At 71.0% G+C, this 22,490-nt stretch carries 17 protein-coding genes; 8 read left to right on the top strand and 9 right to left on the bottom strand.

The window, feature by feature from the left end:
* Positions 1 to 81 precede the first annotated feature (81 nt).
* On the bottom strand, positions 82 to 1,401 hold the full coding sequence (locus J2N69_RS03570) for a phytase (RefSeq protein ID WP_230899416.1): 1,320 nt from the start codon (positions 1,399 to 1,401) through the stop codon (positions 82 to 84).
* Between the two features lie 534 nt (positions 1,402 to 1,935).
* Here J2N69_RS03570 and J2N69_RS03565 point away from each other — a divergent pair.
* Positions 1,936 to 2,361: a DUF1579 family protein gene (locus J2N69_RS03565; RefSeq protein ID WP_230899415.1), complete on the top strand. Its 426-nt coding sequence runs from the start codon at positions 1,936 to 1,938 to the stop codon at positions 2,359 to 2,361.
* A 247-nt stretch (positions 2,362 to 2,608) separates the two neighbouring features.
* On the opposite strand, the gene J2N69_RS03560 is transcribed toward J2N69_RS03565, so the two are convergent.
* The 5 genes from J2N69_RS03560 to J2N69_RS03540 form a co-directional block, all read right to left on the bottom strand.
* On the bottom strand, positions 2,609 to 3,136 hold the full coding sequence (locus J2N69_RS03560) for a glycine-rich domain-containing protein (RefSeq protein WP_230899414.1): 528 nt from the start codon (positions 3,134 to 3,136) through the stop codon (positions 2,609 to 2,611).
* Positions 3,137 to 3,201: 65 nt separating this feature from the next.
* Complete coding sequence (locus J2N69_RS03555; RefSeq protein ID WP_230899413.1) at positions 3,202 to 4,428, bottom strand: phenylacetate--CoA ligase family protein; 1,227 nt, start codon at positions 4,426 to 4,428, stop codon at positions 3,202 to 3,204.
* A gap of 103 nt (positions 4,429 to 4,531) precedes the next feature.
* Entirely contained in the window at positions 4,532 to 4,699 is a 168-nt protein-coding gene (locus J2N69_RS03550) for a hypothetical protein (protein WP_167516016.1), read from the bottom strand.
* A 108-nt stretch (positions 4,700 to 4,807) separates the two neighbouring features.
* Positions 4,808 to 6,421 carry a SulP family inorganic anion transporter gene (locus tag J2N69_RS03545; RefSeq protein WP_230899412.1) on the bottom strand — a complete coding sequence of 538 codons (1,614 nt, stop codon included), beginning with the start codon at positions 6,419 to 6,421 and terminating at the stop codon, positions 4,808 to 4,810.
* Positions 6,422 to 6,475: 54 nt separating this feature from the next.
* Positions 6,476 to 7,117: a carbonic anhydrase gene (locus J2N69_RS03540; protein WP_230899411.1), complete on the bottom strand. Its 642-nt coding sequence runs from the start codon at positions 7,115 to 7,117 to the stop codon at positions 6,476 to 6,478.
* Between the two features lie 739 nt (positions 7,118 to 7,856).
* Between J2N69_RS03540 and J2N69_RS03535 the strand changes: the two genes are divergently transcribed.
* From J2N69_RS03535 to J2N69_RS03515, 5 genes are all read left to right on the top strand, one after another.
* A complete protein-coding gene (locus J2N69_RS03535; RefSeq protein ID WP_230904558.1) occupies positions 7,857 to 9,329 on the top strand; it encodes a SulP family inorganic anion transporter in 1,473 nt (490 codons plus the stop codon).
* A gap of 128 nt (positions 9,330 to 9,457) precedes the next feature.
* Positions 9,458 to 10,354, top strand: coding sequence for an SDR family oxidoreductase (locus J2N69_RS03530; RefSeq protein ID WP_230899410.1), 897 nt, complete (start codon positions 9,458 to 9,460; stop codon positions 10,352 to 10,354).
* A gap of 208 nt (positions 10,355 to 10,562) precedes the next feature.
* A complete protein-coding gene (locus J2N69_RS03525; protein ID WP_230899409.1) occupies positions 10,563 to 11,663 on the top strand; it encodes an FUSC family protein in 1,101 nt (366 codons plus the stop codon).
* Between the two features lie 163 nt (positions 11,664 to 11,826).
* Positions 11,827 to 12,306 (top strand): SRPBCC family protein, encoded by a 480-nt coding sequence (locus J2N69_RS03520; RefSeq protein ID WP_230899408.1) that lies wholly within the window; start codon positions 11,827 to 11,829, stop codon positions 12,304 to 12,306.
* A 46-nt stretch (positions 12,307 to 12,352) separates the two neighbouring features.
* Positions 12,353 to 13,984 carry a phytoene desaturase family protein gene (locus J2N69_RS03515; protein WP_230899407.1) on the top strand — a complete coding sequence of 544 codons (1,632 nt, stop codon included), beginning with the start codon at positions 12,353 to 12,355 and terminating at the stop codon, positions 13,982 to 13,984.
* 85 nt (positions 13,985 to 14,069) lie between these two features.
* Here the strand turns inward: J2N69_RS03515 and J2N69_RS03510 are convergent, their stop codons facing one another.
* From J2N69_RS03510 to J2N69_RS03500, 3 genes are all read right to left on the bottom strand, one after another.
* Positions 14,070 to 14,948, bottom strand: coding sequence for a VOC family protein (locus tag J2N69_RS03510; protein ID WP_230899406.1), 879 nt, complete (start codon positions 14,946 to 14,948; stop codon positions 14,070 to 14,072).
* Positions 14,949 to 15,086: 138 nt separating this feature from the next.
* Positions 15,087 to 17,243, bottom strand: coding sequence for a glycogen debranching protein GlgX (gene glgX / locus J2N69_RS03505; protein ID WP_230899405.1), 2,157 nt, complete (start codon positions 17,241 to 17,243; stop codon positions 15,087 to 15,089).
* A 149-nt stretch (positions 17,244 to 17,392) separates the two neighbouring features.
* Positions 17,393 to 17,995 carry a pep a2 gene (locus J2N69_RS03500; RefSeq protein WP_230899404.1) on the bottom strand — a complete coding sequence of 201 codons (603 nt, stop codon included), beginning with the start codon at positions 17,993 to 17,995 and terminating at the stop codon, positions 17,393 to 17,395.
* A gap of 322 nt (positions 17,996 to 18,317) precedes the next feature.
* Between J2N69_RS03500 and J2N69_RS03495 the strand changes: the two genes are divergently transcribed.
* Complete coding sequence (locus J2N69_RS03495) at positions 18,318 to 20,753, top strand: maltotransferase domain-containing protein (RefSeq protein ID WP_230899403.1); 2,436 nt, start codon at positions 18,318 to 18,320, stop codon at positions 20,751 to 20,753.
* On the top strand, positions 20,750 to 22,477 hold the full coding sequence (gene treS, locus J2N69_RS03490; protein WP_230899402.1) for a maltose alpha-D-glucosyltransferase: 1,728 nt from the start codon (positions 20,750 to 20,752) through the stop codon (positions 22,475 to 22,477). The genes J2N69_RS03495 and treS overlap by 4 nt, the downstream gene beginning before the upstream one ends.
* Positions 22,478 to 22,490: the final 13 nt, after the last annotated feature.

Here is a 22,490-nt window from a genome sequence, read left to right as displayed (position 1 = left end):
CGAATCGGCCCCGCACCGCACCGACACCCGCACCCCAACGACGCGCGCCCAGCCGAACCCGCCCCGCAGCGCGCCAAGCCGTCAGTCGTCGACGGCCTCCCTCACCTCACCCAGGTCCACGAACTTGAAGTTGGTGGAGGGCCGCTCCCCATCCCCGGGGGCATCATGACCGTCCTGCACGACCAGCAACCCACGCGGATACGCACGGCCCAGCGGCGCGGCCAGCGCGGCGGCGCCATCGCACTCCTCCGAGCCGTCGAGGGCGGCGGACGCCGCGGTGACGCGGAACCCGCCCTCGTACTCGTTGTCGTCGGACAGCTCGCGGTCATACGCGGCGAAGGTGTCGTCACCCTGGCTGGAGGCGAGGAGGTGACCGTCGCCGTCCGCCTCCGTGAGCAGCGTCAGCCCCTCGACATCGGCGGCCAGACGGGTCCCGCCGTAGCCGGGATCGGCGCCCGCGACGCACTCCTCGGTCTCGTCGTCGTAGGTGCCGGGGACGCCGTACTCGCGGACCTTGTCCACCAGCTTCGGCGTGCCGGTCAGGTCGGCGCGCATCCGCCAGATGCCGACGTCCTCCTGTCCCGCGTACAGCATGCCGTTCGCCGGGTCGACCACCATGCCCTCGACCTGCGGGAGTTCGCCCGGCTCACCGCAGGGCGACCACGAAGTGCCGTTCGGCAGCCGGAAGTCGGCGGGCAGATCGAGGGTGCGGACCTTGCGGTAGCCGACCTTGCCGCCCGCGCCGGGCACGATTTCGAGCAGGGCGACGGTCGTCCGCTCGCGGCGGCTCACCAGGGCGTAGGAGCGGCCGGTGGCCTTGTCGGTCCAGGTGGCGAGGCCGTACGCGGTGCGCTGCTCGTCGATCTCGTCCTGGGAGGAGGAGAAGACGGGCGGCACGGCGGGGTCCGTGACGTCGGTGAGGGGACGGCCCGCGCGGCTCCCGTCGATGCGGTAGAAGCGGAGGCGGTCGCCACCGCGGTCGCTGGTCACGGCGAGGTCGGCGCGGCCCGAGGGCAGGCGCAGGCCGTGCACCAGGTCGACGTTGTTGAAGCGGCCGGGCGCGTGACCGGGGCCCGGGGCGGCGGGCGCGGGCACGGACTGCACCTCGCGGGCGGCCAGGTCGTAGACGCGCAGGCCGCCCTGTTTGGCGGTGGCGACGACCAGGCTGCGCTCCGGGTCGGCGGCGTCGCGCCAGATGGCCGGGTCGTCCGCGTCGGCGTCGCCGCCCGCCTCGTCGTCGTGCAGGGCCGGGGTCTCGGCGTGCGCGGTGACGGCGGGCGGGGCGGCGCGCGAACCGCTCGGGGCGGCCGAGGCTTGGAAGGGGAGGGCGGCCGCGGTGAGCGCCACGACAGCTGTGGCGAGCGCGAGCGCCGTCGACCGTGCGTTGCGGGACGTGACCACGTAAGGGCTCCTCGGGGTGGGGGAGTTGAGGGATGAGGACGTGCAGAGCGTGTGGTTTCCGCATGAAGACTTACCGCCAGGTAACGCGTCCGGAATTAATGCGGGGCGTGAACAAATGGTGTCGGGGGGCGCACGCGACACCCTTCACCCCGGTATGGCCGGAAAGCGGCCTTATGGTCCCCGTCGTCGCGATGCCAGCATCAAGGGACGCCCTGCTGCCGCCGCGCCACGCGAGGGCGCCGGACGCCTTTAGGGGAGAACCGCTGCAGCAAATGGCCCTTTCCTGTTCGAAGAGCGCTGCGATCGGCCACGGGTCGGTGATCCTTTCCCGACGTGCCACCTGCGTACGGATGCACCTTCCGGTCGACTTCTGGATGGGCGGAAATGATGACTGCTGAGAACAGGGGTCTCCTCGCGGCGCGTGGCTTTTCCCCGGCCCGGCGGCGGACCGGCTCCACCGGGTGGAACAGGAGCGCGCCCTTCGGTGCGGTGGCCAGGCCCGCGCCGACGGGCGGACCGCCGCCCTCGGAGCGCATGCATGACCTGGACTTCCTGCTCGGGTCGCTGCGCTGCCTGTTCCGCACGGGAGCGGTCCGCACGGCCCGCGTCCGCCCCATCCTGGGCGGCCATTACTACCAGCTGGACCTCACCCACGTACGGCCCCGGAAGAAGGAGAGAATCCGGGGCAGCTGGGTGCTCGGCTGGGACCGGGTCGATTCCGCGTTCGTCTCCTACTACTTCGACGACGCCGGCATACAGGGCACCTCGACGTCCCCCGGATGGCTGGACGGCCATTTCGTCCTCACCGGGTCTTTCGTCCTCGGCGAGCTGCAACAGCACGCGGTCATCAGGAGCGACATCACGCGTATCGACGAGGACCACTTCACCATCGCGGAGCACATCGAGAAGAACGGGACATGGGTACTCCTCGACACCCAGGACTGTGCCCGCAAGCGATAGGCCCCAGGAAACAAGAAGACCCCGGCCTCCATGGCGGAGACCGGGGTCTGTCGCGAGCGCTGGGCAGGCCTTGCACCTGCATCTCCCCACAGGAAGTGGGGCGCCTTTCCTTGGACCACCAACGCCGGGCCTGTCACCGGCTTCCCGGTGGCGAGCTCAAGAGAAATCGTACAGTACGTTTTCCGGTGCTCCGAACGGCGGGAGAGGCCCGGGGCGCTCGACGGCCGCGCGCGTCGAGCGCCGGAGGTCAGCCCTCCAGGGCGGCTATCTCCGCCAGGGACAGGCCCAGTTCGTCGTGCAGGAACCGTACGACCGTCCAGTGGGGCAGGGCGTGCTCGTCGAACGGGCCGAACGCCGCGGTGTACAGGGGAATCCACCGCAGTGCCTCCTCGGCGGCCCTCTCGCGGCCCGGCGCCGACTGGTAGGCGTCGTACGCGATGCTCCGGTGGTGGATGAAGTGGCCCCCGGGAAGCCGCTGTTCGCACAGCTCGCGGTACTCGCGGGTCTGGAGTATGAGGTAGTGCCAGATCTCGTCGATGTCCTGCTCGACCGGGAGGAAGAGACCTCCGAGCCGGTCGGGGTGCCGGGAGATCAGGTAGAGGTAGCGGAGGCACTCGCGGACCTGGTACGTCACGTGGGTGGCGTCCGGCGCGCCGGGCTTCGCGGTGAAGTGCCGGACCACCTCGTCGTGCAGGGCCTCGCCGAGCAGCTCCGGGGCGGTCGGAGCCGCCTCGGGGGAGAGGGCGGGGGACGGGTGCGTCGTGGTGGGGTGCATGGCGGAGTCCTGTCGGGCGTGAGTTCGGGCAGGGCTGCGGTTTCGGGCAGGGCTGCGGTGGGGTGTCAGGCCGGGTCCGCGGTGGTGAGCCACGCGTACTTGCCGGAGCGGCCGATCGGGATGTGCGTACGGTGCTCGACGGCGGCGGCGCGTCCCGTCAACGCGCTGACGGAACCCGTCAGTTCGGCCTCCTGGGTGGAGGTGAGCGGCGCCCCGTCGAACGTCGTGAACCACAGTCGGCAGCGGTCGTCACCGAGCAGATGGAGCTGGTGGAGGAAGACCTCGGGGCTCACGGCCGCGATACGGGCGTCCAGGTCGGCCTGGGCGACAGGGCCGTCGGGCGTGGCGAGCAACTCCTTCTCACGGCCGCAGAAGGAGGCGATCCGCCGCGGGTCGTCGCTTCCGTCGTGGGTGCGGACACAGTCACCGGAGCGGTAGCGGACCAGCGGCATGTACGGGTTGCGGACGCTGGTGACGATGAGGCTGTGGATGCCGCTGCCCGGTGTCACCGGGATCAACTCCACGCTCATGTCGTGCAGATAGGGGCGGTAGGCGCCCTGCGCGTCGCTGTAGAAGAGGTAGCCCAGCTCCGTGCTGCCGAAGAGGTCGACGACGGGGCAGCCGAAGCGGTCGCGCAGGCGGGCGCGGACGTTCGCCGGCGTGTACTCATAGGCGTGGATGATCCCGGAGGGCCGCGGGAACGCGTCCCACAGGTCCCACTCGGTGACCTTGCCGACCAGATGGGCGAGGTGGTAGCCGGAACAGTCCAGGAGGTACGAGCCCCGCGGGTGCGCGGCGCTGACCTCACGGATCTCCGCGAGCATCCGCTCGACCTCCGGGCGCTCCCACTCGGCGGGGTCCAGGCGACGGTTGAGGTAGAGCGTCCGGTCGTCCAGCCAGCGCTCTCCCGGAGTCGCGCCGGGCTTACGGGAGTTGACGCGGGCGACGTGCTCGGTGGCCAGAACGGTGGTCAAGGAGATCCGCCGGGCACCGTCGTGCCACAGCGGGCCGAGGTCGGGGTGCTCGCTCCACAGGCGGTAGTAGGAGCGGAGCAGGAAGTACGGCGGCCGGATGAGCTGCATGCGGGCGTGGTTGGTCCCGGTGGACAGCACGAACTCCGCCTCGCCCGTTTCCAGGGCGCGCGCCAGTTCGGGGGTCATCCAGTTGTCGGGGAAGCCCCGGGCGATCTCCGGCTTCTCCAGGATCGGGAAGTCTCCGCGGTCGAGTGACGCGCGGTAGAGGGGGATGTCGCGGATGCGGTCCAGGACGTCGGCGCTCGGCACGGGGTTCAAGGCGGCTCCGGGGGCGGGGCGGGACGGGGGCCAGAAGGACAAGAGGCGGGGCCGCCGCCACGGCGTGGACGGCCGTGGCGGCGGCCCCGCGGGGTTCAGCGGGTCAGGAGATGCAGCCGGTCTTGCCGGTGACGCTGATGCACCCGCTCTTCGGCGTCGCGCTGATGCAGCCGTTCTTCGCGGACTGCGTGGCGCCGCCCGAGGCCGAGTTGGCGGCGACCCACTTCTGCCACACGGACTCTTCCGTCATGCGCTTGATGAGCTGCTCCATGGTGAAACCTCCATAGGTGATCGCTACTTGAGGGAAAAAGCGGGCTGTTGGGCACAGCACCGCATCCCCGCACGGCGAGACAGGACGTCGTGCGGGGACAGCTGGCGTTCAGCTCCGGGCGCGGGCCTCGGCGGGCTTGTGCTCGTGCCCGGAGTCGGACCCGCACGCCCGTTCGCCCGTGAGTGCGGAGGCCTCGGCGTCGACATCGGCATCGGCGTCGGCATCCGCCGGACGCGTCCGCATCCGGACCGCCTCCGTGCCGCTGTCGTTGTGCCGCAGCGCCCAGTTCTCCAGCGTCGTACGGCACGCGTGGTCCAGGTGGCGCACCACGGTCAGGTCCAGCTCGATGGGCCGGTCCTTGGGCATGGCCTCCAGGGTCTCCAGGATGCGCGGCAGCCTCAGGAACGTGGCGTTCCCGGTCAGGGTCACGATCAGCCGGCCGTCGGGCAGCTCCCGCTGGTCCACCTGGACGTGGGAGGTGTCCCAGGCGGACTTGACCACCGCGAGGACCAGGCCGAGCACCACGCCCTCGAACATGTTCGTGACCAGGATGGCGATCGCCGTGGTGGCCAGGACGATGGCCTCGCCGCGGTGGGCACGGGCGAGCGGGACGATCTCCTTGACCGGTATCAGCTTGAAGCCCGCGTGCACCAGGACACCGGCGAGGGCCGCCAGCGGGATGATGCCGAGCGCGGCGGGCAGCAGTACGGCGAACAGCAGCAGCCAGGCGCCGTGCAGGATGCGGGAGAGCGGAGTGCGGGCACCGGCCTGCACGTTGGCGGAGCTGCGGACGATGACCGCGGTCATCGGCAGCGCGCCGAGCACGCCGCACACCGTGTTGCCGACGCCCTGGGCGACGAGTTCCTTGTCGTACTGCGTACGGGGACCGTCATGCATACGGTCCACCGCCGCCGCGCTGAACAGCGACTCGGCGGAGGCGATCAGGGTGAACGCCAGCACGGTGCCGAGCACGGCGACACTGCCGAGGTCCGCCAGGTCCCCGAGACCCGGCGGCTGAACGGCGTCGACGAGGCCGCGTACCGTCACGGTCGCCACGTCCAGGCTCAGCCCGGCGACAGCGGCGGTGGCCAGCGCGACGGCGGCCAGCGGGGCGGGGACCAGCTTCGCGGCCGCGGGCACCTTCGGCCACAGCACGAGGACGGCGATCGTGCCGAGGCCGACGGCGGCGGCGGTCAGGGATGTGGTGCTGCCCAGGATGTCGGAGACGAGCCCGGGCAGCCCGGCTATCTTGTCGAGCCCGGAGCGGGGCTGCGCCACCTCGGCCATGGTGTAGAGCTGACCGAGGATCAGCACGAGTCCGATGCCCGCCAGCATGCCCTGGACGACGGATACGGAGATCGCGCGGAACCACCGGCCGCATCGCAGCAGGCCAAGGGTGACTTGGAGCATGCCGGTGAGCAGCACGATGGCACCGAGCATGCCGAGCCCGAACTCCTGGACCGCCTCGAAGACGAGCACGGTCAGTCCGGCGGCGGGCCCGCTCACCTGGATGGCACTGCCCGGCAGGAAGCCGACGACGAGGCCGCCGACGATGCCGGTGACCAGGCCGAGTTCGGCGGGGACACCGGATGCCACGGCCACACCGACGCACAACGGCACGGCCACGAGGAAGACGACGAGCGAGGCGAGGATGTCCTGGCGCAGGACACCTGGCTCACGCAGCGGGCGGTAGAGCGAGAGGAAAGACTTCGTGGAGGACATGAGGGTGGGGAGTCCTGTCGTGGGAGCGGGCGGGGCGGAGGGGCGCTGCGGAACTCACAGCGGGCCGAACGCCGAGCGGCCGTCGGACGACTGGCGGTGGGCGGAGACGATGCCGGTGTGCACCTCGTAGTACCAGGCGTGCAGGGTGAGTGAACCGTCGGCGACGCGCTCGCTCACGCACGGGTAGGCGCGCAACCTCTCCACCTGCGACAGGACATGTGTCTGGACCGCCTCCGCCACGTCGGGTGAGGTGGGGGTGAGGGAGCGCAGGGCGTCGTCGGGGGCGACGGAGTGCTCCAGCCAGTCGCGCACGGCCGGGACGGCCGACAGGTCTTCGCCGCGCACCAGGGCGCCCACCGCGCCGCAGTGCGAGTGCCCGCAGACGACGATGTCGCGGACTCCGAGCACGCACACCGCGTACTCGATGGTGGCCGCCTCGCTCATGGGGTGGCCGACGCGGTCGGGGAGACCGGCGGAGGGGTAGGGCGGTACTACATTGCCCGCCGTACGGAGTTCGAAGAGTTCGCCGGGGCGCGCTCCGGTGATGAGAGCCGGCACGACGCGCGAGTCGGAGCACGTGACGAACAGGGCTTCGGGGGACTGCCCGGCGCCGAGGGCCTCGAAGGCCGCGGCGTTCCGGGGGTCCGCGACGTGCGTCGCGGCGAAGGAACGGGCGTTGTCGATCAGGGACTTCATGGTGGCCTGCCTCCTGCGTCTCTCCGGCGGCGCCGGGACGCGGTGTGGTCGGGTCGATGGTGAGAACGGGGCCGAACGAGCCACTGGGTCACAGTGGTTGCTCGTCACTCCGGTGCAACACAGCCTGGACGGCCGGTGTGACTCTCACTTTGCCATTGCATTACGGACAGATGACAGAGCAAATTCTTGCCAAAGAATGAGTAATAAGAGTCCCTGAGCTGGGAACTCGTACAGCCATCAACCGTTGGTCAAGGCTTGCGTGCAGATGATGTGGAGCATGCGGGGCGATTCCGTTCGCATGTCCCTGCGGCAGCGACGATTTACCGGTCCCGAACGTTCCGCTCGGGCGCTGGCAGATCGGGTGTCGGCAGACCTCGCCGGGTAGAGTGAGAAGTTCCTCGGGGCCGACGACGCCCCCCGGCCGTAGGAGACAGCGTGCGCACGCCCAGGAAGCCAGGCGCCGCTGTCTGTCCGCCGTGACGCTTCGCCCCTGAGAGCCGCGCGGGCGCCCGGCGTGCGCGCCAGGCTCCTGGTCCTCGGCCCGCCGCACGCGGGCTCCCTGGCCGGCCGCCCCGGCCTCCCGCACCTCCCCGCACCTCTCCGCACGTCCACGGTGATGCCAGGCGTGCCCGAGCACGACAGGTAACTCTTCTTGCCCACGCCGACCACGTCCACGCCGACCACGTCCACGCCGACCACGTCCACGCCGACCCCGTCCACGCCGTCCCCGGCCGCGCGCCTGCGCGGCCTCAAGCCCGACTGGCTGTCGGACCCGAAGGTGTGGCGCACCGAGGTCCTGGCCGGACTCGTCGTCGCCCTCGCGCTGATCCCCGAGGCGATCTCGTTCTCGATCATCGCCGGAGTCGACCCGGCGATCGGCCTGTTCGCGTCCTTCACCATGGCCGTGACCATCGCGATCGTCGGCGGGCGCCGTGCCATGATCTCCGCCGCGACGGGTGCCGTCGCCCTGGTCATCGCCCCGCTCAACCGCGAGCACGGCCTCGGCCACCTGATCGCCGCCGTCATCCTGGCCGGGGTCATCCAGATCGCCCTCGGCGCCCTCGGCGTCGCCAAGCTGATGCGGTTCGTGCCGCGCAGCGTGATGGTGGGCTTCGTCAACGCCCTGGCCATCCTCGTCTTCATGACCCAGGTGCCGGAGATGCGCGACGTGCCCTGGGCCGTCTACCCGCTGATCGTCGGCGGCCTCGCGCTCATGGTGTTCTTGCCGAAGGTCACCAAGGTGGTCCCGGCCCCGCTCGTCTCTATCGCCGTCCTCACGGTCATCACGGTCGCCGCCGGGATCGCGGTGCCGACCGTGGGCGACAAGGGGGAGCTGCCGTCGTCGCTGCCCGCGCCGGGCATGCCCGACGTGCCCTTCACGCTCGACACCCTCACCACCATCGCCCCCTACGCGCTCGCGATGGCGCTGGTCGGCCTGATGGAGTCGCTGATGACGGCCAAACTGGTCGACGACATCACCGACACCCACTCCTCCAAGACCCGCGAGTCCATCGGCCAGGGCATCGCCAACATCGTCACCGGCTTCTTCGGCGGCATGGGCGGCTGCGCCATGATCGGCCAGACCATGATCAACGTAAAGGTCTCCGGCGCCCGCACACGCCTGTCGACCTTCCTCGCGGGTTCCTTCCTCATGGTGCTCTGCATCGTCTTCGGGCCCGTCGTCTCCGACATCCCCATGGCCGCCCTGGTCGCCGTGATGGTGATGGTCTCGTTCGCGACCTTCGACTGGCACTCCATCGCCCCGAGGACGCTGAAGCGGATGCCCGCCGGCGAGATCACCGTCATGGCCGTCACCGTGGCCTGCGTCATCGCCACCCACAACCTCGCCATCGGCGTCGTCGTCGGATCGATCACCGCCATGGTCGTCTTCGCCAAGCGCGTGGCCCACCTGGCCACCGTCACCCCGGTCGAGGCCCCCGACGGCGCCCAGGTCGTCTACGTGGTCACCGGCGAGCTGTTCTTCGCCTCCTCCAACGACCTCGTCACCCAGTTCGACTACGCCACCGGCGCCGACAAGGTCGTCATCGACCTGACCGCCGCACACATCTGGGACGCCTCCTCCGTCGCCGCCCTCGACGCGATCGAGACCAAGTACGAGCAGCGCGGCAAGACGGTCGAGATCGTCGGCCTGAACCAGCCCAGCGCCCAGATCCACGAGAAGCTCAGCGGCGGACTGACCGGGGGCCACTGAGCCACGTCCGGCCCCATCTGTTTCACGGCCGCGCACACGGGCACCCGAGCGCGGCTCCCACCCCGGCTCAAGTGGTGGGAGCCGCCCTCGCGACGGAGGGTGGTAAGGACGAGCAGGAGGCACAGCAGATGAGTGACACCCCCGGCGCACAGGGCGGGCAGGACCCGACCACCCGCCACCCCCAGCCCGATTTCCCCCAGCAGGACCAGCAGCCGCCGGGCTGGACGGGCGCGATGGACCCGCCGCCGGACCACGGCGAGGAGTCGTACCGCGGCAGCGGCCTGCTGAAGGACCGCAAGGCGCTGCTGACGGGCGGTGACTCCGGCATCGGCAGGGCCGTCGCGCTCGCCTTCGCACGCGAGGGCGCCGACGTGCTCTTCACCCACCTGCCCTCGGAGGCGGGCGACGCCCGGGAGACGGTGCGCCTCGTCGAGGAGGCCGGGCAGCGGGCGATCGCCGTGCCGTGCGACATCCGCGAGGAGGAGCAGTGCCGCAGGCTCGTGGAGCGCGCGGTGGAGGAGTTCGGCCGGATCGACGTCCTCGTCAACAACGCCGCCTACCAGATGTCGCAGCCGGAAGGCATCGGTGACATCTCCACGGAACAGTTCGACCAGGTGGTCAAGACGAACCTGTACGGCATGTTCTGGCTCTGCAAGATGGCCGTGCCGCACATCCCGGCGGGCGGGTCCATCATCAACACCACGTCCGTGCAGGCGTACAAGCCGAGCCCGCACCTGTTGGACTACGCCATGACCAAGGGCGCCATCGTCACCTTCACCCAGGGGCTCGCGCAGATGCTGGTCGACGACGGCATCCGCGTCAACGCCGTCGCCCCGGGCCCGGTGTGGACGCCGCTGATCCCCGCGACGCTGCCCGACACCAAGGAGTTCGGCAAGCAGGCGCCGCTGGGACGGCCCGCGCAGCCCGCCGAGATGGCGCCCGCGTACGTCTTCCTCGCCTCCGACCACGCGAGCTTCATCACCGCCGAGATCATGAACGCCACGGGCGGAACGCCGCTGCCGTGACCCGCCGCCTTCTCCGTCGGCCGACAGGCCCTCGCCGCGCCGCCGCGACGACCGACCGACAAACCGACCGACGAACCCATCGACGACAAGAGGACAACAGGAGGAGGCGACCACCATCCGGTGGAACGCGCTGAGCCAGGACGCCTCGGCCCTGTGGCGCTCCGCCCGCAGGGCCGTCACGACCTCGGGTCCGGAACGCGACACGACCGTGCAGTCGCTCAAGGCGGCCGGCGCCGGGGTGCTCGCCTGGGCGCTGGCCGGATGGTGGTGGAGCGCGCCGATGGCCCTCCTCGCACCGTGGACGGCGCTCTTCCTCGTGCAGAGCACCGTCTACCGCTCGGTGCGCTCCGCGACGCAGCAACTCGCGGTGGTCATGCTGGGCACCCTGCTGGCCGCCGGAGCGGCGGTCCTGACCGGCAACAACTCGCTCGCCGCGATGGCGATCGTCCTGCCCATCACCGTGCTCCTGAGCACGTACGCCCGCTTCGGCACCCAAGGGGTCTACGCCCCCACGGCGGCTCTCTTCGTCCTCGCGTACGGGACCTACTCGGGCCTCGACATCCTGCACCGCCTCTTCGAGACCCTGCTCGGCGCCGTCATCGGCATCGCCGTGAACGCGCTGGTGCTACCGCCGGTGCACGGCCGTGACGTATGGCATCTGCGCAAGCGGCTGCCCCAGGAGAGCGCCGACCTGCTGCACACCGTCGCGGACGGCATCGAGAAGGAGACGTATGACCCGAAGAAGGCCCAGGGCTGGTACGACCGGGCGCAGCGGCTCACCGACCTCATGACGGATCTGCGCACCGCGCGGCGCTGGTCCGACGAGAGCTACCGCTTCAACCCCGGCCGCAAACTGCGCCGCTCCGTGCCGCACCCGCCGCCTGCCGACTGGGACTTCACGTGGGACAGGATCACCGAGCACATCAGGACGACCGTGCGCACCGTCACCGAGACGCGCGAGGACCGGCCGTCCCTCGGCGACCTGCCGCGGGACGCGCCGGGCATCCTCGCGGAGCTGCTGCGCGCGGCGGGCGACGTGTGCGAACTCGACGACAGCGACACCCGCCCCGCCGGTCAGGAGAGCCCCCCGGAGAGAGTGCGGGACCGCAGCCGTGCCATGAGGGCGGCCAGGGCGGCGCACGCCCGGCTGGCGGAGCTGCTCACGGACAGCCGCTACGAGGTGACACCTGCCCTCGGCGGCCTGACGGCGGACACACAACGCCTTCTGAGTGACCTCGCGGCCATCGGGGGGAACCCGGAGACCGACAGCACAGACAGCGTGGGCTCCCCGAACGCCGCGGGCAGGTGACCGCCGCCCACGGCCTCGTGTGGCGTGCCGCGCGAGATTGCGGTGGGCTGATGACCAAGAGCAGCGCTGATGACCGAGAACAGATGGACAACAGCAGCGAGAAGCGCGCGGACCCCGCGCACGCGCCGGCCGCACAGGCCGGTCCTGGACAAGGAGGCATGACGTGGCCGTACGCCACCAGTTGGTCAAGAGGCCGCCCTCCAAGGTGTGGGAGGTGCTGGAGGACGGGCACCGGTACGCCGACTGGGTGGTCGGCACGCACGACTCCCGGCCGCTGGACACCACGTGGCCGGCGGTGGGCTCGCGCATCGAGTACACCGTCCGGGTCGGCCCCTGGCAGGTGGCCGGGAACACCGTGGTGCGCCATCTGGACAAGCCGAACCGCCTCGAACTGGAGGCGTTCAGTGGGGCGCTCGGCACCGCCCGCATCGCCATCGAGGTGCGGCCCTGGGGCGACCACACCCTGGTGATCGTCGACGAACACCCCCTCCAGGGACCCGGCGGCGTCCTGCACAACGCCGCGGTCGACGCCCTCATCCAGGTCCGGCACCGCAGCATGCTGAGCCGCCTGGCGAAGCTCGTCGAACAAGGTGAGGGCGGCCCCCGCAGGCACGGGAGCGCCCAGCGGACCGCCGAGGCATAGCCCGCCGCCCGACGGACCGGCGGATCGAACGTAAAGGGGAGTGGACATGCCGGACGCAGTGGTGATCGGCGCGGGGCCCAACGGACTGGTGGCGGCGAACCTCCTGGCCGACGCGGGCTGGAGCGTCGTGGTCCTGGAGGCCCAGGACGAGCCGGGAGGTGCCGTACGCAGCGACCGCGGCGTGCACCCCGACTACGTCAGCGACGTGTTCAGCGCGTTCTACCCGCTCGCCGCCGCCTCGCCGGTCCTCGCCGCCCTGGAGCTGGAGCGCGAGGGCCTGCGCTGGTCCCACGCCGAGCGGGTACTGGCGCACCCCCTGGCGGACGGGCGCTGCGCGGTGCTGAGCCGCGACCGCGACCTGACCTGTGCCTCGCTCGACACGTTCGCCCCCGGCGACGGAGCGAGCTGGGAACGCCTCTACGGCATGTGGGAGAACCTGCAGGAGCCCTTGATGGGCGCCCTGTTCACGCCGTTCCCGCCGGTCCGCGCCGGGCTCGGCCTCGCCGCGCGGGTCAGGGCGGGCGGCGGTCTGCGCGTGGCCCGCTCCCTCGTGCTGCCGGTGCGTCGGCTGGGCGAGGAGGAGTTCGCGGGGGAGGGCGGCCGGCTGCTGCTGGCGGGCAACGCCCTGCACGCGGATCTGGCCCCCGAGGCGGCGGGCAGCGGCGGCTTCGGCTGGCTGATGTCCATGCTCGGCCAGACGCACGGCTTCCCCGTCCCCGCGGGTGGCTCGGGCGCGCTGACGGACGCCCTGGTCCGGCGGCTGAACCGGCGGGGCGTGGAGGTGCGCTGCGGCGAGCGCGTCACCGAAGTGGTGGTGCGCGGCGGCCGGGCGGTCGGCGTGCGCACCGCCTCGGGGGAGGGGGTCGTGGCACGCAAGGCGGTGCTGGCCGACGTCGCCGCCCCCGACCTGTACGGACGCCTGGTCGACGCCGCCCACCTGCCGTCCCGCCTTCTGGACGATCTGCGCCGCTTCCAGTGGGACTTCGCCACGTTCAAGGTCGACTGGGCCCTGAGCCGGCCGATTCCGTGGTCGGCGGAGGGCGCTCACGGGGCGGGCACGGTCCATGTGGCCGAGGGGGTGGACGAGTTGACGCGGTTCGCCGCCCAGATCGCGCGGGGCCTGGTGCCCGACAGGCCGTTCGCCCTCGTCGGCCAGATGACCACGTCCGACGCCGCGCGCTCGCCGGCCGGGACCGAGTCGGCGTGGGCGTACACCCATGTGCCGCAGCGCATCAAGGGCGACGCCGGGGAGGACGCCGTGACGGGTGCCTGGGACGAGCGGGAGGCCGCGGCGATGGCGGACCGGGTGGAGGCGCAGATCGAGCGGCTGGCCCCCGGCTTCCGCGAACAGATCATCGCCCGGCGCGTGCTGACGCCCCCCGCCCTCGAAGGCATGAACGCGAACCTGCGGAACGGGGCGATCAACTCCGGTACCACCAGCATCCACCAGCAGCTCGTCTTCCGGCCCGTGCCCGGCACCGGCCGCCCGGAGACCCCGGTGCCCGGTCTCTACCTCGCGTCCGCCTCGGCACACCCGGGCGGCGGAGTGCACGGGGCGCCGGGCGCCAACGCCGCGCGGGCCGCCCTGCGCGCCCGCTTCGGAGCGGGTCTCCTCTGCACGGCTCAGCGCGCGCTGGGCCGCCGCGACCGAAGGGGCCAGGAGTCGGGACATACGTGAGCCGTCGGGACATACATAAGCCGTCGGGACACACGTGAGCCGTTGGGACACACGTGTGCCGTCGTGACACACGTGAGCCGCGCGGTCAGGCCCGCGGCTGCGCCGACGTGCCGCTCTCTCCCGCGACGACCCTGAACTGCGCGCCGTCCGAGTCCCGCAGCGTCGCCCAGGGCGGGCGGGCGTGGAGGTCCTGGTCGACCACGTGCCCGCCGTTCTCGGCCGTGGCCCGCACACACGCCTCGACGTCCGGGACAGTGAAGTGGACCTGCCAGTGCGGGCGTACGGCCGGGTCGGGGTCGGCCTCGACGGCCCCCGAACTGAGCCGGGCCGCCGGACGGCCCCCGCTGTAGACCACCACTTCGTCCTGCTCGTACAGCACCTCGCAGCACTCGGGACGCCCGCACGCCCAGTCCAGGACCTCGCCGTAGAAAATGGCGGCGTCGAAGGCGTCGCGCGTGCGCAGCCGCAGCCAGGCGGGCGCCGAGTGGACCTCGCTGCGCCAGCTGGTGAGGATCTCGCCCTCCCAGATGCCGAAGACGGCGCCGTCGCGGTCCGACAGCAGGGCCGCGCGTCCGTTGGGGAAGGGGATCGGCCCGACCGCGGTGGTCCCGCCGCGCTCCCGCACGCGGCTCACCGTCTCGTCCGCGCTCAGGACGGCGAAGTAGGGGGTCCAGGCGGCGGCGATCTGGAGGGAGGACGCGATGGCGCCGACGCCCGCGACCGGGTCGCCGTGGGCCGTCGCGACGGAGAACTGCTCGCCGAGTTTGGCCGGGCGGAACCGCCAGCCCATCACGGCCCCATAGAACCTTTGTGCGGTGGTGAGGTCTCGTGCCGTCAGGCTGACCCAGCAGGGCGCCCCGACCGCCGCCTCGCTCAGCACCGACCCGGTCCGGGAACGGCGGGTGCCCCCGTCCGGGGCCGTCGAGGCGTCCGGAGCCGGCGGAATCCTGTTGTCGTGGTGCATGTGCGACCCGTCCTGGAAATCGAGGTGCCCTGGAGAGAACAGCCTGGCACCTGTGCTTTCGGGCTCAGCGGGAGGCTCGGCGCCCTGCCGCCCTTCAGTGTGGGCAAAGGGGTGGGCGCCGCGCCACTCGGCGCGATCTCAGCGCGCCTTCGCCGCCCGGTCCGCCGATCCGGTGATACGACGCCGGGAGAGGGAGGGCCGCGAGAGCAGCAGCAGACTGTGCGCCTCGACGGTGACCACGCCGCCCGCCTTGTGCTCCGTCTCGTCCGAGACGCCCAGCGGGTCGGTGGTGTCGATCCGCGACGACCAGCGCTCCCCGTACGTGGCACCCGGCAGCCGGAAGACGACCGGCTCCCGGTAGCTGTTCAGCAGGAGCAGGAAGGAGTCGTCCACCACGGGCCTGCCGCGCGAGTCCGGCTCCGCGATCGCGTCACCGTTGAGGAAGGCGCAGACCGCGTGGGCGTCGCCCCGCTGCCAGTCGGCCTCCGTCATCTCGCGCGCGTCGGGCCGCAGCCACACCAGGTCCGCCAGCGGCTGGCCGTCGTGCGTCGCGGTCTCCCCGCGGAAGAAGCGGCGCCGGCGCAGCACCGGGTGCGCGGCGCGCAACGCGATCGCCCGCCGGGTGAACTCGATCAGGTCGCGCTGTTCGTCGTCGAGGTCCCAGTCGATCCAGGAGATCTCGTTGTCCTGGCAGTAGGCGTTGTTGTTGCCCCGCTGGGTGCGGCCCAGCTCGTCACCGTGGGCGAGCATCGGGATGCCTTGCGAGAGCATGAGCGTGGCGAGGAAGTTGCGCTGCTGGCGCGCGCGCAGCTCCAGGACGGCCTCGTCGGTGGTGGGCCCCTCGACGCCGCAGTTCCACGACCGGTTCATGCTCTCGCCGTCCCGGTTGTCCTCGCCGTTGTCCTCGTTGTGCTTGTCGTTGTACGAGACGAGGTCGCGCAGGGTGAAGCCGTCGTGCGCGGTCACGAAGTTGATGCTGGCGCGCGGTCGGCGGCGGTCGTGCTGGTACAGGTCGGAGGAGCCGGTCAGCCGGGAGGCGAACTCGGCGAGGGAGTGCTCCTCGCCGCGCCAGAAGTCCCGCACCGAGTCGCGGTACTTGCCGTTCCACTCCGACCACAGCGGCGGGAAGTTGCCGACCTGGTAGCCGCCCTCGCCGACGTCCCACGGTTCGGCGATGAGCTTGACGCGGCCGACCACCGGGTCCTGCTGGACCAGGTCGAAGAAGGCGGACAGCCGGTCCACCTCGTAGAACTGGCGCGCGAGCGTGGCCGCCAGGTCGAAGCGGAAGCCGTCGACGTGCATCTCCGTGACCCAGTACCGCAGCGAGTCCATCACGAGCTGGAGGACGTTGGGGTGGCGCATCAGCAGGCTGTTGCCGGTGCCGGTGGTGTCGAAGTAGTGCGCCGGGTCGTCCTGTGTCAGGCGGTAGTACGAGGCGTTGTCGATGCCGCGGAAGGCGAGGGTCGGACCGTTCTCGTTGCCCTCCGCCGTGTGGTTGTAGACCACGTCCAGGATCACTTCGAGCCCGGCCGCGTGCAGCTTCTTGACCATCGACTTGAACTCGGTGACCTGCTCGCCGCGGGAGCCGCGCGCCGCGTAGGCGTTGTGCGGGGCGAAGAAGCCGATGGAGGTGTAGCCCCAGTAGTTGGACAGGCCCCGGTCGCGCAGGAAGCCGTCCTGCACGTACTGGTGCACCGGCATCAGCTCGACGGCGGTCACCCCCAGCGCGAGCAGGTGGTCGATGACCGCCTCCGTGGCGAGACCCGCGTACGTACCGCGAAGTTCGTCGGGGACCCCCGGATGGGTGAGTGTCAGGCCGCGCACATGTGTCTCGTAGATCACGGTGTCGGCGTACGGCCGCCTGAGCGGCTGGTCGCCCTCCCAGGGGAAGGACGGGTCGGTCACCACCGAGAGCATGGTGTGACCGGCGCTGTCGGCCGGATCGGGTCCGTCCGCCGCGCGTTCGTAGAGAGACGCGTGGTTGTCCACCTGGCCCTCGAGCGCCCGTGCGTAGGGGTCCAGGAGCAGCTTCGCGGGATTGCACCGGTGGCCGGCGGCGGGGTTCCACGGGCCGTGCACCCGGTAGCCGTAGCGCTGGCCCGGCCCGACACCGGGCAGGTAGCAGTGCCAGACGAAGCCGTCGACCTCCGAGAGGGTGACGTCGCGGTGGGTGCCGTCCTCGTGGATGAGTACGAGGTCGACACGGTCGGCGACCTCGCTGAACAGGGCGAAGTTGGTGCCTTCGCCGTCGTAGGTGGCCCCCAGGGGGAAAGGGCGTCCGGTCCAGGTGCGCACGCTGCTGCCTCCGTACGGGTGAACGTGGTCTCGGGTCGGGCCTCAGCGCCCGAAGGACGCCCGAATGACGTCCGAAGACGCCGACGGGCCGCGGCTTCCCGGGCGGGGGACGCCGCGGCCTGTGGCGTGCCGCCGCGTGAGCGGGGCGCTCACCTGGCGGACGGCGTACGTGACTCGGGAGACGACGCTGTGGTTCGTTCCCCCATCTTCGGCCATGATCCGCCGGACCGCTGGGCGGCGCCCGGAGCGGAGCCGATGGTCACCGGCTCCTCCTCGGGCGGCGCCGCGAGCGCGGAGACGGGCACCTCGCGCGGCAGTTGACGCGCCGTGCGCAGCGTGGGCGCGGGCGGCGTCGGGGCCAGCGGGGCGCGCTCGGGGCACCGGGCGCGGTGCGAGAACCAGATGATCTTGCCGTTGGTCCCCGGGTAGTTGCCCCAGCCGTCGCTGAGCGCCGCGATCTGCGCCAGGCAGCCCTGCGGCCCGTAGTGCGGGCGGGGCAGGTCGGGTTCGTTGTCCGACACGGCGGTGATGAGGTGCTGTCCGTTCCACCACATCTCGACCACGGCGTTCTTGTCCGTCCCGTGTTCCTCGATCGCGCCGAGCAGCACACCGGCGCAGTGGCACACCCGTTCGGCGAGAATCCCCAGACCCCAGTGCCGGAGATGTGCGGCCAGAATGCGCCTGACCTGGTCGATCCTCTCCGGGCTGATCTCCACCTCTAGGTGGTAATAGCAGGGGATTGCAGTCTTCATCGCGCTTGGCTCCTCTCAGCGAAGCCCCGGTCCTCATCGGCTCTGTGAGCCCTTCATCGGCTCTGTGAGCCGAGCCCCGAGCACGAAGCGTGAGCAGTGATCGCTTCTGAGTCAGTCTCAGGGTGAGAGCACTGCTCCATCCGTGCAACACGAGCAGGTCAGCCCCGGTCGTTGAAGATCCAACAGGACGCTGCGTGTTCACACGTGCACCATGGGTCGGGAAGCTTGACCGGCGAAACACGCCCATTCCTCTACGTGTGCCACGGCCCGGCACCAGCCAGGTGCGCCGTGCACACGTCCGGAGAACGAGAAGGTGACCAGCGTGATGCTGCTGCCTACGAAAGCTGAGGTCGCGCGGCATCTGGACCAATACCGGGCCTGGGAGCGGCTGTTGCTCGCGGACCCGGCGGACCGCACCGTGCGGACGCACTTCGAGAACACCGCGTACACCCTGTGCGTGCTGATGGGCGAGCTGACCGCACGGACCGCCGCCGACGCGGCCGAGCACTACCTCGGGCTGCGGCCGACGCGACGGCAGGAGCACAAGGCGCCCGGCGTGACGGCGCCCGGCGTGAAGGCGTCGTCGGTGCGCGGAAGTTGTCTTCGACCCGTACGGCCGAGCGTGGCAGAGGAGAGAGCGATGACCCCAGCTCCGGAGTCGGGCCCGGCCGCGTCGCCACGTTCCTCGGCGGCGCGTTCCGCGCCTGCGCGCTCATCCGGGGTGCGGGAACCGGCTCCCCGCGCCGTGCCGCCGGTCCTCACCGTGCCCGTCCTCGACGTAGGCCCGGTGCTCGACTGCGGCCGGCGCCCCGTGAAGGCGGTACCCGGAGAGAGCTTCCAGGTCACGGCCACGGTCTTCGGCGAGGGGCACGAGGCGGTCGGCGCCAACGTCGTGCTGTGCGGCCCCGACGGCCGCGGCGGCACCTGGACCCCGATGCGTGAACTGTCGCCGGGCAGCGACCGCTGGGGCGCGGAGGTCACCCCGGACGCCGAGGGGCACTGGACGTACGCCGTGGAGGCGTGGGCGGACCCGGTGACCGGATGGCGCAGGGCCGCCGAGATCAAGATCCCGGCCGGTCTAGACACCGAAGTGACCCTTGAGGAAGGGGCGCTGCTGTTCGAGCGCGCCGCGGAGGGAGTGCCGGACGGAGGGCCGGACGGAGTGCCGGACGGCACGGGCCGCCGGACGCTGCGGGACGCCGCCGACGCGCTGCGGGACACCTCGCGCCCGCCCGCCGCCCGCCTGGCGGCGGCGCTGACACCGGAGACGGAGGCCGTCCTCGCGCGGCACCCCCTGCGGGAACGCGTCACCCGTTCGCACGCCCTGCCCCTGCTCGTGGAGCGGAGGCGGGCGCTGTTCGGGTCGTGGTACGAGTTCTTCCCGCGCTCGGAGGGCGCGGTGGTCCGCGAGGGCGAGCCCCCGGTCTCGGGGACGTTCCGCACGGCGGCCGAGCGCCTGCCGGCCATCGCGGACATGGGCTTCGACGTGGTGTACCTGCCGCCGATTCACCCGATCGGCGTCACATGCCGCAAGGGCCCCGACAACTCCCTCTCCTCGGGCCCACAGGATGTCGGCGTGCCGTGGGCGATCGGTTCACCGGAGGGCGGGCACGACGCCGTGCATCCGGACCTCGGGACGCTGGACGACTTCGACGCGTTCGTGCGGCGCGCGCGGGATCTGGACCTTGAGGTGGCGCTGGACTTCGCGTTGCAGTGCTCGCCGGACCATCCGTGGGTGGACAAGCACCCGGAGTGGTTCCGGCAGCGGGCGGACGGTTCCATCGCGTACGCGGAGAACCCGCCGAAGAAGTACCAGGACATCTATCCGATCGCCTTCGACAAGGACCTGCCGGGGCTGGTCGCGGAGACGGAACGGCTGCTGCGGTTCTGGATGGGGCACGGCGTGCGGATCTTCCGGGTCGACAACCCGCACACCAAGCCGGTGGTGTTCTGGGAGGAGGTGATCGCCCGGATCAACGGCACCGACCCGGACGTCATCTTTCTCGCCGAGGCTTTCACCCGTCCCGAGATCATGCGGGCGCTGGCCCGCGTCGGCTTCCAGCAGTCGTACACCTACTTCACCTGGCGCAACACCAAGCGGGAACTCACCGAGTGCCTGACCGACCTCTCCGTCGCGACAGCCGCGTACCTGCGCCCGAACCTCTTCGTGAACACGCCCGACATCCTCCCCGGATACCTCCAGGAGGGCGGGCGCCCGGCCTTCGAGGTGCGCGCGGTGCTCGCCGCGACGCTCTCACCGACCTGGGGCGTCTACAGCGGCTTCGAGCTGTGCGAGAACACCCCGGTGCGGCCCGGCAGCGAGGAGTACCTGCACTCGGAGAAGTACGAACTGCGCCCGCGGGACTGGGCGGCGGCCGAGCGGGAGGGCCGCACCATCGCCCCCCTCATCACCACGCTCAACGCGCTGCGACGCCGCCACCGCGCCCTGCACCTGCTCAGGAACCTCCATTTCCACCGGGCCGACAACGACGCGCTCATCGTCTACAGCAAGCGCGACGGCGACGACGTGGTCCTGGTGGTCGCCAACCTCGACCCGCACCACACCCAGGAGGGCACCGTCTCCCTGGACATGCCGCAGCTCGGCCTGGACTCGCACGTCGGCGTGCCGGTGCGCGACGAGCTGAGCGGCGAGACCTACCACTGGGGCAGCACCAACTACGTGCGTCTTCGCCCGGGCGGCGCGCACGTGCTGGTCCGGCCGGAGCCGGGGGAGAACGGAGGGTCACCCACATCATGATCGTCAACGAGCCCGTCCAGGACACGTTCGAGGACACGCCCGCCAAGGACCGGCACCCCGACTGGTTCAAACGCGCCGTGTTCTACGAAGTACTCGTGCGTTCCTTCCAGGACAGCAACGGCGACGGCATCGGCGACCTCAAAGGCATCACCGCCAAACTCGACTACCTGCAATGGCTCGGGGTCGACTGCCTGTGGCTGCCCCCCTTCTTCAAGTCCCCGCTGCGCGACGGCGGTTACGACGTCTCCGACTACACCGCCGTCCTGCCCGAGTTCGGGGACCTCGCCGACTTCGTGGAGTTCGTCGACTCCGCCCACCAGCGCGGCATGCGCGTGATCATCGACTTCGTCATGAACCACACCAGCGACCAGCACCCGTGGTTCCAGGCCTCGCGCACCGACCCGGACGGCCCCTACGGCGACTACTACGTCTGGGCCGACGACGACAAGCAGTACGGCGACGCCCGCATCATCTTCGTCGACACCGAAGCGTCCAACTGGACCTTCGACCCGGTGCGCAAGCAGTACTTCTGGCACCGCTTCTTCTCCCACCAGCCCGACCTCAACTACGAGAACCCCGCCGTCCAGGAAGAGATCCTCGCCGCCCTCCGCTTCTGGCTGGACCTGGGCGTCGACGGCTACCGCCTGGACGCCGTGCCCTACCTCTATGCCGAAGAGGGCACGAACTGCGAGAACCGCCCCCAGACGCACCAGTTCCTCAAGCGGGTCCGCGCCGAGATCGACGCCCACTACCCCGACACCGTCCTGCTCGCCGAGGCCAATCAGTGGCCGGAGGACGTCGTCGACTATTTCGGGGACTTCTCCAAGGGCGGCGACGAGTGCCACATGGCGTTCCACTTCCCCGTGATGCCCCGCATCTTCATGGCCGTACGCCGTGAGTCGCGCTACCCCGTCTCCGAAATCCTCGCGAAAACCCCGGCGATCCCCTCGGGCTGCCAGTGGGGCATCTTCCTGCGCAACCACGACGAGCTGACCCTGGAGATGGTCACCGACGAAGAGCGCGACTACATGTACGCGGAGTACGCCAAGGACCCGCGCATGCGCGCCAACATCGGCATCCGCCGCCGTCTGGCGCCCCTGCTGGACAACGACCGCAACCAGATCGAACTCTTCACCGCCCTGCTGCTGTCCCTGCCCGGCTCGCCGATCCTCTACTACGGCGACGAGATCGGCATGGGCGACAACATCTGGCTCGGCGACCGCGACGCGGTGCGCACCCCCATGCAGTGGACCCCGGACCGCAACGCCGGCTTCTCCTCCTGCGACCCCGGCCGCCTCTACCTCCCCACGATCATGGACCCGGTCTACGGCTACCAGGTCACCAACGTCGAGGCCTCCATGTCCTCGCCCTCCTCCCTCCTGCACTGGACCCGCAGGATGATCGAGATCCGCAAACAGAACCCCGCCTTCGGCCTCGGCACCTACACCGAACTCCCCTCCACCAACCCCGCCGTCCTCGCCTTCCTCCGCGAGTACGGGGACGACCTGGCCCTGTGCGTGCACAACTTCTCCCGCTTCGCGCAGCCCACCGAGCTGAACCTGCGGGCCTACGACGGACGCCACCCGGTCGAGCTGATCGGCGGGGTGCGCTTCCCGGCCATCGGTGAACTGCCCTACCTCCTCACCCTCGCGGGCCACGGCTTCTACTGGTTCCGGCTGACCGAACAGCCACGACGTCCGGCCGCACCCGCGGTGCGCCTTTGAAGGGACGTGTCGC

The sequence above is a fragment of the Streptomyces huasconensis genome (assembly GCF_021028635.1).
Classification (GTDB): domain Bacteria; phylum Actinomycetota; class Actinomycetes; order Streptomycetales; family Streptomycetaceae; genus Streptomyces; species Streptomyces huasconensis.
Note: the sequence above shows the minus strand (reverse complement) of the source record. Positions and strands in the feature narration are given on the sequence as shown.

What these genes read in the sequence shown, in the direction of transcription:
- J2N69_RS03565 (WP_230899415.1), top strand. Translation starts at nt 1,936, where the DNA reads ATGCATGACCTGGACTTCCTGCTCGGGTCGCTGCGCTGCCTGTTCCGC.
- J2N69_RS03560 (WP_230899414.1), bottom strand. Translation starts at nt 3,136, where the DNA reads ATGCACCCCACCACGACGCACCCGTCCCCCGCCCTCTCCCCCGAGGCG.
- J2N69_RS03550 (WP_167516016.1), bottom strand. Translation starts at nt 4,699, where the DNA reads ATGGAGCAGCTCATCAAGCGCATGACGGAAGAGTCCGTGTGGCAGAAG.
- J2N69_RS03545 (WP_230899412.1), bottom strand. Translation starts at nt 6,421, where the DNA reads ATGTCCTCCACGAAGTCTTTCCTCTCGCTCTACCGCCCGCTGCGTGAG.
- J2N69_RS03540 (WP_230899411.1), bottom strand. Translation starts at nt 7,117, where the DNA reads ATGAAGTCCCTGATCGACAACGCCCGTTCCTTCGCCGCGACGCACGTC.
- J2N69_RS03530 (WP_230899410.1), top strand. Translation starts at nt 9,458, where the DNA reads ATGAGTGACACCCCCGGCGCACAGGGCGGGCAGGACCCGACCACCCGC.
- J2N69_RS03515 (WP_230899407.1), top strand. Translation starts at nt 12,353, where the DNA reads ATGCCGGACGCAGTGGTGATCGGCGCGGGGCCCAACGGACTGGTGGCG.
- J2N69_RS03510 (WP_230899406.1), bottom strand. Translation starts at nt 14,948, where the DNA reads ATGCACCACGACAACAGGATTCCGCCGGCTCCGGACGCCTCGACGGCC.
- J2N69_RS03500 (WP_230899404.1), bottom strand. Translation starts at nt 17,995, where the DNA reads ATGAAGACTGCAATCCCCTGCTATTACCACCTAGAGGTGGAGATCAGC.
- treS (WP_230899402.1), top strand. Translation starts at nt 20,750, where the DNA reads ATGATCGTCAACGAGCCCGTCCAGGACACGTTCGAGGACACGCCCGCC.